At 69.7% G+C, this 12,768-nt stretch carries 10 protein-coding genes; 3 read left to right on the top strand and 7 right to left on the bottom strand.

The features are described from left to right. Positions 1-105: 105 nt before the first annotated feature. The 3 genes from LG380_RS03890 to fabR form a co-directional block, all read right to left on the bottom strand. Positions 106-2,424: an EAL domain-containing protein gene (locus LG380_RS03890; RefSeq protein WP_225763701.1), complete on the bottom strand. Its 2,319-nt coding sequence runs from the start codon at positions 2,422-2,424 to the stop codon at positions 106-108. Positions 2,425-2,609: 185 nt separating this feature from the next. After that, positions 2,610-2,924, bottom strand: coding sequence for a hypothetical protein (locus LG380_RS03895; protein WP_225763702.1), 315 nt, complete (start codon positions 2,922-2,924; stop codon positions 2,610-2,612). 68 nt (positions 2,925-2,992) lie between these two features. Next, positions 2,993-3,658: an HTH-type transcriptional repressor FabR gene (gene fabR / locus LG380_RS03900; RefSeq protein ID WP_225763703.1), complete on the bottom strand. Its 666-nt coding sequence runs from the start codon at positions 3,656-3,658 to the stop codon at positions 2,993-2,995. Between the two features lie 90 nt (positions 3,659-3,748). On the opposite strand from fabR, the gene LG380_RS03905 reads away from it, so the two are divergent. Further along, complete coding sequence (locus LG380_RS03905) at positions 3,749-4,801, top strand: ferredoxin reductase (RefSeq protein ID WP_225763704.1); 1,053 nt, start codon at positions 3,749-3,751, stop codon at positions 4,799-4,801. 2 nt (positions 4,802-4,803) lie between these two features. After that, positions 4,804-5,943 carry an acyl-CoA desaturase gene (locus LG380_RS03910; RefSeq protein ID WP_225763705.1) on the top strand — a complete coding sequence of 380 codons (1,140 nt, stop codon included), beginning with the start codon at positions 4,804-4,806 and terminating at the stop codon, positions 5,941-5,943. 77 nt (positions 5,944-6,020) lie between these two features. On the opposite strand, the gene hutU is transcribed toward LG380_RS03910, so the two are convergent. Genes hutU through hutI form a run of 4 tightly spaced genes read right to left on the bottom strand, consistent with a single transcriptional unit; the run spans position 6,021 to position 11,316 of the window. Continuing rightward, the gene (hutU, locus tag LG380_RS03915) at positions 6,021-7,682 is read right to left on the bottom strand and encodes a urocanate hydratase (protein WP_225763706.1); all 1,662 of its coding nucleotides are present in this window, start codon (positions 7,680-7,682) and stop codon (positions 6,021-6,023) included. Further along, positions 7,679-8,533: an N-formylglutamate deformylase gene (hutG, locus tag LG380_RS03920; protein ID WP_225763707.1), complete on the bottom strand. Its 855-nt coding sequence runs from the start codon at positions 8,531-8,533 to the stop codon at positions 7,679-7,681. The genes hutU and hutG overlap by 4 nt, the downstream gene beginning before the upstream one ends. After that, on the bottom strand, positions 8,530-10,086 hold the full coding sequence (hutH, locus tag LG380_RS03925) for a histidine ammonia-lyase (protein ID WP_225763708.1): 1,557 nt from the start codon (positions 10,084-10,086) through the stop codon (positions 8,530-8,532). Before hutH ends, hutG begins: the two co-directional genes overlap by 4 nt. Before the next feature lie 24 nt (positions 10,087-10,110). Further along, positions 10,111-11,316, bottom strand: a complete 1,206-nt coding sequence (hutI, locus tag LG380_RS03930; RefSeq protein WP_225763709.1) for an imidazolonepropionase — start codon at positions 11,314-11,316, stop codon at positions 10,111-10,113. Positions 11,317-11,377: 61 nt separating this feature from the next. Here hutI and LG380_RS03935 point away from each other — a divergent pair, with 61 nt between their 5' ends. Next, positions 11,378-12,751, top strand: a complete 1,374-nt coding sequence (locus LG380_RS03935; RefSeq protein ID WP_225763710.1) for a formimidoylglutamate deiminase — start codon at positions 11,378-11,380, stop codon at positions 12,749-12,751. The last annotated feature ends 17 nt before the right edge of the window (positions 12,752-12,768 follow it).

Below are 12,768 nucleotides of genomic sequence, written 5' to 3' on the forward strand. Positions count from 1 at the left end.
GCGGCGAAGTCGCGCTCGTAGCTTTCCACATCCAGCTGCAGCTGCAGCACCTGCCGCTGGCGGGCGCTGGCAAGCAGGTTCGCGGCGTCGGATTCGATTCCAGCATCAGGGCAGTGCGCCACGACCTCTTCGGCCAGCGCCAGGATCAGCAGCGCCTCGTGCGCCGGGGTCGCCTTGAGCGTGGTGGTCGCTGGAGTGGCCGCCACGCCCAGCGGTGCGGCGGCCATCATGGCGGCGCAGGCAAGGCGCTTCATGGTGCCGGTGGCCGCTCGGCCGGCGCCCTGAACAGCGGACCTTGGCCCTCGTCACAGCAGCCCGGATCGAGCATGCGCAGTTGCGCCCCGGTTTCGATGCCGCCACGCAGGTGGCGATCCCCAGGCGGCGGCACAGCACCGCCATGGCCTGGATCACGGTCGCGGCCTGTTCGTCATCGGCCAGGTCGCGCATGTAGCACGGGTCGATCCTGACCTTGTCGAAGGAGAAGCGGCGCAGGTTGCGCAGCGAGGAATGGCCGGCACCAAAGCCGTCCATCACGATCCGCACGCCGGCCTGGCGCAGCTGGCGCAGGTCCGGGGCCACCGCGTCGAGCTGCGGCACCAGTGCTTCCTCGGGGATTTCCAGTTGCAGCCGGGTTCCATCCAGCCCGGCTGCCTGCAGCGCTGCAGTCACCTGCGCGGCAAAGCCCGCGCCCAGCTGGGCACCGGCCACGTCCACCGCCACCGGCAGCGGGGAGGACCAGCCCGCCGCCTCGCGGCAGGCCTGTTCGAGCATCCAGCGGAACAGCGGGGCGACCAGGCCGATCTCGGCCGCCAGCGGCATGAACATGGAGGGCAGCAGCAGCCCACGCTGCGGATGCTGCCAGCGCAGCAGCGCCTCGCAGGCCACCGGGGCGCGCGTACGCAGGTCCACCAGCGGCTGGTAATGCAGGCGGAACTCGCCATGCTCCAGCGCCTGGCGCAGGTCCATCTCCAGCGTGCGGCGCTGCTGCATGCGCAGGTCCATCGCCGGCTCCAAGAAGCGAAAGCAGCCGCGGCCATCGCTCTTGGCCTGGTACAGGGCCATGTCGGCGTTCTGCAGGACGCGGTCGCGGTCGCCGGCGCCGTCCTCGATCAGGTGGATGCCCAGGCTGGTGCCGATCACAACGTGGTGGCCCTGCACCCGGTAGGGCGCCCGGACGGTGTCCACCAGTCGCGCGGCCAGCGCGGCCACGTCATCGGCCGCCTCGTTGCCCTCGACCAGCAGGGCGAACTCGTCGCCGCCGAGGCGGGCGAGGGTGTCGGTCTGGCGGACCTGGTCGCCCAGGCGGGTGGCAACCTGGCGCAGCAGATCATCGCCGACCGGATGGCCAAGGCTGTCGTTGACCTCCTTGAAGCGGTCCAGGTCCAGGTACAGCACCGCCGAACGGGTACCGCGCCGGGCCTGTGTGATGGCCCGCTCCACGCGCTGGTTGAACACGGCGCGGTTGCACAGGCCGGTCAGCGGGTCGTGCCCGGCAAGGTAGGCAATCTCGTCCTGGGCCTGGCGGCGGGCATGCACGTCCTCGATCACGCCGGCCCACTCGGGCTGGCCGCCGTCCTCGACCAGTGCGCCGCGGGCGCGGACCCAGCGCCACTGGCCACTGGCGTCCTGCAGGCGGAACTCGACATCCAGCGGCTGCGCCTGGCGCAGGCCTGTCTTCCAGGCATGGTTGATGGCCGGCAGGTCTTCCGGGTGCACGCGCCGGGTCCAGCCGTGGCCGAGCGCGGCGGCCTCTTCCAGCCCGGTCAGTTCCCCCCAGCCGGTCACCAGGCGCATCGCGCCGCGCACGTCGGATTCCCAGAACACCAGTGCACCGGCCTCGGCCACCGCGCGGTAGCGGCGCTGGCCCTGTTCAAGCTGCGCGGCCATCGCACGGGCGTCGCGGGCACGCTGGCGCAGCGCGTCCTCGGCTGCGGTCAGGTTGAGCTGCAGTTGCTGGAATTCGGTGACCTTGGAGCCGATGGCCATGTCCACGCTGTCCACGCCGTCGGCAACCAGCTGGCTGCGCCGGGCCAAGGCGCGGACCGTACGCAGGATGCGCCGGGCCAGCCGTTGCGCAGCAATGACGGCCAGCACGAAGGCGATCAGGCCGCCGACCACGATGCCGCGCAACGGCGAGCGCCAGCCGGCCTCGAACCCCTCGCGCGGCTCGCCGACCACCAGTGCCCAGCCCGGTGCGGTCTGCAGCTTCTGGAAGGACAGGATCACCTCCTGTCCTTCCTGGGTGAGGGCACGGAAGTGGCCGTGGTCCCGGCCCACTGCCTGCAGTGCGTCCCAGTCCGGCACCTGCTTGCCCAGCCAACGTTCCGGATCGCGCGAGCGCGCGGCAATGCGGCCGTGGCTGTCCAACAGCGCGAACAGGGCGGTACCCGGATCGCTGGTCTGGCGATGGGCCAGGTTGATCATTTTCGTTGGAGTGCTGCAGCCGGGCAATGCGGTGGCGGCCATCCAGCGCATCGGCGGCGATCGCCACCCACGGCATCGGCTGGCCATCGATCAGGAACACATCGGACACTGCCGGCGCACCGCCAGCGAGCAGGCGTGCGTGTTGCTGCGCGGGCAGGTGGGTGTCGGGCGGATCGTTGGTCAGGTCAAGGATCAGGGGTTTGCTGGACTGCGCCGCGGCGCCGTCGTGCACATCGCTCGGCAGCCGGCCCTGGTCCCAGAGCAACTGCATCTGCACCACCTGGCCCTCGATGCCTGGTCCACGGCGCCTCGGCCAGCGTGGTGGCGGTGGCCTGCAGGCGCAGCAACGAGGCCGCACGGCTCTGCTCGCCGGCCTTCCAGGTGGCGAGCACGCCCAGCACCAGCATCGGCAACAGCGCCGCTGCCACCAGCACCAGCAGATGGATGTGCAGCCCGACCGTCTTGCGCGGCGGCGTGGGGCTGGATGGCGGACCGTGCATGCTTCCCCTGGCGAGCGATGGGCCGGATGGATCGTCATCGGCAGCGGTTGGCGCTGCCTTAGGGTCAATCAGCCCCGGGGTGGGTGTCCGGCCAGGGTGCGTGCACCGGTGACGATCATGCGGATCATCCAGCTCATCTGCTCGATCAGTTCCGGATCCTTCTCCGGCGGCAGATCCAGCGCGGTACCGCCCATGGCAAATATCAGCCGGGTGATGGCCTTGGCGGCCAGTGCCGGCTCGACCAGCACCGCGCCGTGGTCGGCTGCGGCCAGGCGGATCAGGTCCAGCTGCAGTTCGTCCTCGAAGTAATTCAATTGCCGGTCCACGGCGCGCTTGTAGGCGTCCGAGCCGGCGGTGCCCTCGCGCAGCAGCACATGCATCAGCTTGTCCTCGGCGCGCAGCTGCTCCATGAAGGTCTCCACCGACAGCCGGATCACGCCGCGGTCGGAACTGGCGGCGCGCTGGCGGGCCTGGCCGATGATCGTGCGCAGGGCGGTACCGGCCAGTTCGATCAGGGCCACGGTCAGCTCGTCCATGTCGCGGAACTGCCGGTAGAACGAGTTCGGCGCGATCCCGGCCTCGCGGGCGACCTCGCGCAGGCTCAGGGTCGACACGCTGCGGTGCGGGCCGATCAGCGCCAGCGCCGCCTTGAGCAGGTCATCTCGCGAGATCGAGTGCTTGCGCGCCGGCTGGGCGTCATCTGCGGCGGGAAGGGGCGGGGATAGGGTGGTCATTGCATCGGTCGATCGGGTCCCTGAATCATACCGTGTCACTGAATATACAACTGTATACACGGGTGTGTGGATGAACGTATAGTGCCGGCCATGAAGCACCGCTACCACAACCCGGCTCCGCCGCAGATTCCGTGGGTGACCGAGGCCTTCTTTGATTTCTGGTCCACGAGGTTCCATCCGCTGTGGACCCTGCGTCGACCGCTGGCCCGTCTGGTCAGCCGTCGCGCCGAAGGCAGTGCCGCGGTGACCGTGGTCCTGCAGCCCAACCGGCATTTCCCGGGGCTGCTGCCGGGCCAGCACGTGAACATCGCCGTGGAAGTCGATGGTCGTCGCACCACACGCTCCTACAGCCCGACGCTGCTGCCTGACGGTCGCCTGGAAATCACCGCCAAGCTGGTGCGTGGTGGCAAGGTCAGCGCCTGGCTGGCCGGCGGCATGCCGATCGGCGCGACCCTGGACATCAGCCCGGCGTTTGGCGACATGACCCTTGCCACCGGTGCCAGCCAGCCGCTGCTGTTGCTGGCCGCCGGTAGCGGCATCACTCCGATGCGCGCCCTGTTGCGCCAGCTCGATGCGGCCGGCATGCCGGCGCCGGTGGACCTGGTCTACTGGATCCGCGAGCGCGGCGAGCAGTGCTTTGCCGCCGAACTGGCCGCCATCGCCGCACGCCATTCCAACTTCCACCTGCATCTGGCGGTGACCGGTGAGGGCACCCCGCGGGTTGGCGGCTATGACCTGTCCGCGATCGGCGACCTGGCCCCGCGCCGGGTACTGGCCTGTGGCCCGGCGGGCTTCGTCCAGGCCGCACGCGAGCGCCTGCACGACAAGGTCGTCGCGTTCGAGGCCGAGGCGTTCAGCCTGCCGGAACTGGCCGACGTGGAAACCGGCGAAGTGGAGCTGGAACTGTCCCGCAGCGGCCGTCGCCTGCGCGTGCCGCGCGGCACCCCGCTGCTGACTGCCCTGGAGGCCCAGGGCATCAACCCGCCGTCCGGCTGCCGCATGGGCGTGTGCAACACCTGCGTCTGCGAGAAGGGCCAGGGTGTCGTCCGCAATACGCTCAACGGCGACTACACCAGCGAGCCGTCCACCCGCATCAAGCTGTGCGTCAACAGCGCCAGCACCGACCTGATCCTGGAGCTGTGAGCATGTCCACCCCGCACAACCGCGGCCTGACCCCGGCCGAACTGGACGCCTTCGGCGCCGAGCTCGACGCCCTGCGCGCCCGTCACGTGGCGACGCTCGGCGATGCCGATGCCCGCTACATCCGCAAGGTGGTGGCCGCCGTTCGCTGGACCGGCGTGGCCGGCCGCGTGCTGCTGTTCGTGGCCGCGTTCTCGCCGCTGTTCGCCGCCTGGTTGCTGTGGCCGGCCGCGATTGCCGGCACCCTGCTGCTGGGCCTGTCCAAGATCCTGGAGAACATGGAGCTGGCGCACAACGTCATGCACGGCCAGTACGACTGGATCGGCGACCCGGCGCTGCAGGGCAAGACCTACGAGTGGGACATCGCCGGCACCTCGGAGAACTGGCGCAAGACCCACAACTTCAGCCACCACACCTACACCAACGTGCGTGGCATGGACGAGGACATCGGCTACGGCCTGCTGCGCATCTTCCCGGAGCAGCGCTGGCACCCGTTCTTCCTGTTCCAGCCGCTGGTCGCGATCGTGTTCGCGCTGTACTTCCAGTGGGGCATCGCCATCCAGGACCTGCGCATCGGCCGCCTGCTCAAGGGCAGGATCACGCTGCGCCAGCTGTGGGACCAGTCGCAGCCCGTGCGTCGCAAGGTCGCCAAGCAGCTGCTCAAGGACTACGTGCTGTTCCCGGCGCTGGCCGGCCCGTTCTTCCTGACCGTGATGCTGGGCAACCTGGTGGCCAACGGCATGCGCAACGTGTGGACCTACGTGGTGATCTTCTGCGGTCACTTCACGGCCGATGCGGAGACCTTCCCGAAGGAATGCGTTGCCAACGAGAGCCGCGGCCACTGGTATCTGCGTCAGTTGCGCGGTTCGTCGAACCTGACCGGCGGCAAGTGGATGCACGTGATGACCGGCAACCTGTCGCACCAGATCGAGCACCACTTCTACCCGGACGTGCCGGCCAACCGCTACGCGGCGATGGCGGTGGAAGTGCGCCAGATCTGCGAGCGCTACGGCCAGCACTACAACACCGGCTCGATGGTGAAGCAGTTCGGCCAGGTGGTGTGGCGCATCCTGCGCCACTCGCTGCCGAGCCGGCCGGCTCCGGCACGGCCACTGGTCACGGCCACCGCGGGGCAGGGCGGCTGACCGCCACGCACCACGGATGAAAAAAGACCCACGCCATGGCGTGGGTCTTTTGTTTGCGGGACCCGATGGCGAAGCCCTTACAGGCTGGGCAGGTCCAGGCCCTGTTCGCGGGCGCAGTCGATGGCGATGTCGTAACCGGCATCGGCATGGCGCATGACGCCGGTGCCCGGATCGTTCCACAGCACGCGTGCAATGCGGCGGTCGGCGGCCTCGCTGCCGTCGCAGACGATCACCACGCCCGAGTGCTGCGAGTAACCCATGCCCACGCCACCGCCATGGTGCAGGCTCACCCAGGAGGCGCCGCCGGCGACGTTGAGCATGGCGTTGAGCAGCGGCCAGTCGGACACCGCATCCGAGCCGTCCTTCATCGATTCGGTCTCGCGGTTGGGCGAGGCAACGCTGCCGCTGTCCAGATGGTCGCGGCCGATCACTACCGGCGCCTTCAGTTCGCCGTTGCGGACCATCTCGTTGAAGGCCAGGCCCAGCTTGTGGCGCAGGCCCAGGCCGACCCAGCAGATGCGCGCCGGCAGGCCCTGGAAGCTGATGCGCTCACGCGCCATGTCCAGCCAGCGGTGCAGGTGCGGGTCGTCGGGGATCAGTTCCTTGACCTTGGCATCAGTCCTGTAGATGTCTTCCGGATCGCCGCTGAGCGCCACCCAGCGGAACGGGCCGACGCCGCGGCAGAACAGCGGACGCACGTAGGCTGGCACGAAACCGGGGAAGTCGAAGGCAGCGCGGCAGCCCGCATCCAGCGCCATCTGCCGGATGTTGTTGCCATAGTCGAACACCGGCACGCCCATCTGCTGGAAGGCCAGCATCGCCTCGACGTGGGTGCGCATGGACTTCATCGCCGCCGCGCGCACGCGCTCGGGCACGATCTTCTGTTCTTCTTCCCACTCGGCCACGGTCAGCCCGACCGGCAGGTAGCCGTGCAGCGGGTCGTGTGCGCTGGTCTGGTCGGTGACCGCGTCCGGGCGCACGCCACGGCGCACCAGCTCCGGCAACACCTCGGCGGCATTGCCGAGCAGGGCGACCGAGCGTGCCTCGCCTGCACGGGTGTAGCGCTCGATGCGGGCCAGCGCGTCGTCCAGGTCGGTGGCCTGCTCGTCGACGTAGCGGGTGCGCAGGCGGAAGTCGATGCGGCTCTGCCGGCACTCGACCACCAGCGAGCAGGCGCCAGCCAGCGAGGCGGCCAGCGGCTGCGCGCCGCCCATGCCGCCCAGGCCGGCGGTCAGGATCCACTTGCCGGTGAGGTCGCCGCCGTAGTGCTGGCGGCCCATCTCGACGAAGGTCTCGTAGGTGCCCTGGACGATGCCCTGGGTACCGATGTAGATCCAGCTGCCGGCAGTCATCTGTCCGTACATCATCAAGCCCTTCCTATCGAGCTCGTTGAAGTGGTCCCAGTTGGCCCAGTGCGGCACCAGGTTGGAGTTGGCGATGAGCACGCGCGGCGCATCCGGATGGGTCGGGAACACGCCCACCGGCTTGCCGGACTGCACCAGCAGGGTCTGGTCGTCTTCCAGCCGCTTGAGCGTTTCCAGGATGCGGTCATAGCTTTCCCAGTCGCGCGCGGCGCGGCCGATGCCGCCGTAGACGACCAGTGCGGCCGGGTCCTCGGCGACCTCGGCATCGAGGTTGTTCTGCAGCATGCGGAACGGGGCCTCGGTGAGCCAGGATCTGCAGTTGAGCGTGTTGCCGCGCGGCGCACGTGGATTGCGGGACGGATCGTGGCGGGTCATGGGTCTCTCCGGGAAGCAAATTGCAGGCAGGCGCGCAGCACCTGCTGCAGGGTGTCGCGCAGCGGGGTGGCCCGGGCGACGTCGTATTCGGTGGGCCAGTTGGTTTCGTCGACCTGCGCCGGCTCGTCCATGTAGCCGCGGCAGGCCAGCTCCATCTGCAGGGTGTGCACGCCGCCGGGGATGTCACTGTAGTGGCGGGTGATCCAGCCACCCTTGAAGCGGCCGTTGCGCACGTGGCCCATCCCGCTCATCGCGCACAGGTTGTCGACCACGTCGGCCAGCGCGTTGTCGCAGGACGTGTCCGGCGCGCCCGATGGCCCGGCGGTGCCGAGGTTGAACTGCGGCAGCTCGCCGTCGAAGAGGTGCGGAATGCGCGAGCGGATCGAATGTGCGTCATAGACCACGACCACCGGATGGATCTGCCGCAGCCGTGCGATCTCCGCGGCCAGCGCATCGTGGTACGGGGTGAACCAGGTGTCGCGACGGCGGGCGATCTCTTCGGCATCGGGCTCGGCGCCGGCCCGGTACAGCGGCTGGTTGTCGAAGGTCGTAAGCGGGCAAAGGCCGGTGGTGTTCTGCCCGGGGTACAGCGATGTGCCGCTGGGGTCGCGGTTGAGGTCGATCACCGAGCGCGAGATCGTCGAGCGCACCGTGGTTGCCCCCAGCTCGCGGGCAAATCCGTACAGCGCATGCACCCACCAGTCGGCATCGCGCAGCGCCAGCCACGGCGAAACGAAACGCTCGGCCAGCTCCTCCGGGATCCGGGTGCCGGTATGCGGAAAGCTCACCACCAGCGGCGCGTTGCCGCGGTGGACGTGCAGCCACTCCGGCGTGGTGGAAGCTGCGTTCATGCTGGGGTGGCCTCGCCGCCGGTGGTCACGCCCGGCAGGGCCATGCCGACGCTGGCGGCCAGCGCGCCGGAACCCACCAGCGTGGTGGCCGCGACCATGTCCGGGTGGAAATAACGGTCCTCCTCCAGCGACGGCACCTGCGTACGGAGCAGGGCGCGGGCGCTTTCCAGCGCGTCGCTGGAGCGCAGCGGCGCATGGAAGTCACAGCCCTGGGCCGCAGCCAGCAGTTCGATGCCCACCACGTTGGCGGCATTGGCCGCCATCTGCAGCAGGCGGCGCGCGCCATGCGCGGCCATCGAGACGTGGTCTTCCTGGTTGGCCGAGGTCGGGATCGAATCCACGCTGGCTGGGAAGGCGCGCTGCTTGTTCTCCGAGACCAGTGCTGCCGCAGTGACCTGCGGGATCATGAAGCCGGAATTCAGGCCCGGGCGCGGCGTCAGGAAGGCCGGCAGGCCGGACAGCGCCGGGTCCACCAGCATCGCGGTGCGGCGCTCGCTGATCGAACCGATCTCGCACACCGCCATCGCCAGCATGTCGGCGGCGAATGCCACCGGCTCGGCGTGGAAGTTGCCGCCGCTCAGGGCCTCGCCGGTATCGGTGAACACCAGCGGGTTGTCGGACACGCCGTTGGCCTCGATCTCCAGCGTGCTGGCGGCCTGGCGCATGATGTCCAGCGCCGCACCCATCACCTGCGGCTGGCAGCGCAGGCAGTACGGGTCCTGCACGCGCACGTCGTTGTCGCGATGCGATTCGCGGATCGCCGAACCGGCCATGAGTTCGCGCAGCGCGGCGGCGGTGGCGATCTGCCCGCGCTGGCCGCGGATGGCGTGGATGCGCGGGTCGAACGGCGTGTCCGATCCCTTGGCCGCTTCGACCGACAGCGCACCGGCCACCAGCGCGGACTGGAACACCGTCTCGATCTCGAACAGCCCGGCCAGCGCATACGCGGTCGAGTACTGGGTGCCATTGAGCAGGGCCAGGCCTTCCTTGGCGCCCAGCACTACCGGCGCCAGTCCGGCGCGGGCCAGTGCCTCGCTCGCCGGCAGCCTTTCGCCGCCGATGAAGGCCTCGCCCACGCCGATCATCACCGCGGCCATGTGCGACAGCGGCGCGAGGTCACCGGAAGCACCGACCGAGCCCTGCGCCGGCACCACTGGCAGCACGTCGTTGAGCAGCATCGCTTCGAGCAGGGCGAGCGTCTGCGGACGGATGCCCGAGGCGCCCTGCGCCAGGCTGGTGAGCTTGAGCGCCAGCATCAGCCGGGTGACATCCACCGGCATCGGCTCGCCGACACCGGCCGCATGCGAGAGCACGATATTGCGCTGCAGGGTTTCCAGGTCATCGCGCTCGATGCGCACGCTGGCCAGCTTGCCGAAGCCGGTGTTGATCCCGTACACCGGCTCGCCCCGGGCGACGATGGCCGCCACTGCATCGGCGCTGCGCTGCACCGCGGCCTGGGCGCCGGCATCCAGCCGCACGCGGGCGCCGCGGTAGACCTGGCGCCATTGCGCCAGCGAAGCCTGGCCCGGGCGCAGTGTCAGTGTGTTGCTCATGTGTTCTCCGGAAATACGGTGGTGTCAGGTCGGGTTGCCGCGCCACACGCGGGCGTGCAACGGATTGAAGCCCATGCGGTAGACCAGGTCGGCCGGCGCCTCGATCTCCCAGACCGCCAGGTTGCAATCCAGTCCGTCGGCCAGCCGGCCGATGCGCTCGTGGCGACCGAGCGCGCGTGCGGCCTCCCGGGTAAAGCCGGCGATGCATTCGTCCACGGTCATGCGGAACAGGGTCGCGGCCATGTTCATCGCCAGCAGCGGACTGGTCAGCGGCGAGGTGCCGGGATTGCTGTCGGTGGCCAGCGCCATCGGCACGCCGGCGGTGCGCAGCTTGTCGATCGGGGGCAGGGTGGTGTCGCGGGTGAAGTAGAACGCGCCAGGCAGCAGTACCGCCACGGTGCCGGCCCTGGCCATCGCGGCGATGCCGGCCTCGTCCAGGTGTTCGATGTGGTCGGCCGAGAGCGCGCCATGCGCGGCGGCCAGCGACGCGCCTTGCTGGTTGCTCAGCTGCTCGGCGTGGATCTTGACTGCCAGCCCGTGGCGGGCGGCGGCCTGGAAGACCTGTTCGGCCTGCGCACGCGAGAACGCCAGATGCTCGCAGAACACGTCCACCGCCTCGGCCAGGCCTTCGGCGGCGATGGCCGGGATCATCTGGTTGCAGACCTCGTCCACGTACTCCTGCGCCTCACGCCCGGGCGGCACCGCATGGGCGCCGAGGAAGGTCGGCACCACCTCGACCGCGCGCAGCTCGCCGAGCCGGCGCGCAACGCGCAGCTGCTTGCGTTCGTCCTCCAGGCTGAGCCCGTAGCCGGACTTGATCTCGATCGTGGTGATGCCCTCGGCCAGCATCGCGTCCAGACGCGGCAGGCTGGCTTCGAGCAGGTGCTGCTCATCGGCCTGGCGGGTGGCACGAACGGTTGCGACAATACCGCCCCCGGCACGCGCGATATCGGCATAGCTGGCGCCACGCAGCCGCTGCTCGAACTCGCCGGCGCGGTTGCCGGCGTAGACCAGGTGGGTGTGGCAGTCGACCAGGCCCGGGCTGATCCAGCGTCCTTGGCAGTCGATGCGCTGCGCCGGCGCCAGGTGCACGGCATCCGCGGCCGGACCGACGTGGACGATGCGTCCGTCGCGGCTGGCGACGACGCCGTCGCGGACGATGCCAAGGGCGCCGTCACCAGCCTCCAGCGTCATCAGGTGCGCGTTGTGCCAGAGGGTGTCGCAATGCATGGCGCCGCTTTCCGGTTGATTTGTATATACAATAATGGCGCGAATCGGAGAGTGTCCAGCGATGACGACGGCAGGCGGGGCGACAACACATTTCTGGGCACGGCAGGCGCTGCTCGACGTCGGCTGGGCCGGGCCAGTACGGCTGGGCGTGGCCGGCGGGCGGATCGTCTCGCTGGAGCCCGGGCAACCGGCCGGGCCGGGCGATGAGCGTTTGGGCATCCTCGTTCCCGGGCTGGGCAACCTGCACAGCCACGCCTTCCAGCGCGGCATGGCCGGGTTGACCGAGATCGGCGGCAGCGACGGCGACAGCTTCTGGAGCTGGCGCGAGCTGATGTACCGCTTCCTCGACCGGCTGGGCCCGGACAGCTTCCAGGCCATTGCCGAACAGGCCTACGTGGAGATGCTCGAATCCGGCTTCACCCGCGTTGGCGAATTCCACTACCTGCACCACGACACCGACGGCACGCCGTTCGCCGCCCGTGCGGAAATGGCCGGCCGCATCGCCGCCGCCGCGCAGCGCTCGGGCATCGGCCTGACCCTGCTGCCGGTGTTCTATGCCCATGCCGATTTCGGCGGCGCGCCGCCCAGCCCCGCGCAGCGGCGGCTGGTCCATGACATTGATGGTTTCGCGACGCTGCTCGAGGGCTGCCGCCAGGCGCTGCAGCCGCTGGAAGATGCCGTGCTCGGCGTGGCCCCGCACAGCCTGCGCGCGGTCACCGGCGAGGAACTGGCCGCGCTGCTGCCGCTTGTCGATGGCCCGGTCCACATCCATATCGCCGAACAGACCCGCGAGGTCGATGGCTGCCTGGCCTGGTCCGGGCGGCGGCCGGTGCAGTGGCTGCTGGAAAACGCGCCGGTCGATGCGCGCTGGTGCCTGGTGCATGCCACCCATGTCGACGCGGCCGAAGTGCGCGGCATCGTCGACAGGTGCGCGGTGGTCGGCCTGTGCCCGATCACCGAGGCCAACCTCGGTGACGGCGTGTTCCCGATGCAGGCCTTCACCCGTGCCGGAGGCCGCTTCGGCGTCGGTTCGGATTCCAACGTGCTGGTCGATGCGGCCGAAGAGCTGCGCCTGCTCGAATACGGACAACGGCTGCAGTTGCGTGCACGCAACGTGCTGGCCCCGGATCCGTCGCAATCCAGCGGCCGCTGGCTGTACGAGCAGGCCGGCCTGGGCGGCGCGCAGGCGCTGGGAGTGGAGACCGGCTTGCGCGTCGGTGCGCCGGCTGACCTGGTAGAGCTGGATGACGCCCACCCGGCGCTGCTGTCGCGCGACGGTGATGCGCTGCTGGACGGCTGGCTGTTCGCTGCACGCGGCGGCGCAGTGCGTTCGGTCTGGCGCCATGGCCGCAAGCTGGTCAGCGACGGTCGCCACCTGCAGCGCGACGCGGTGGCCGCCCGCTATGCCGCCGCCCTGCACAAGGTGCTGGGCTGATGGACGACACGGGCAAC

This window comes from Stenotrophomonas sp. Marseille-Q4652 (assembly GCF_916618915.1).
Lineage (GTDB): Bacteria > Pseudomonadota > Gammaproteobacteria > Xanthomonadales > Xanthomonadaceae > Stenotrophomonas.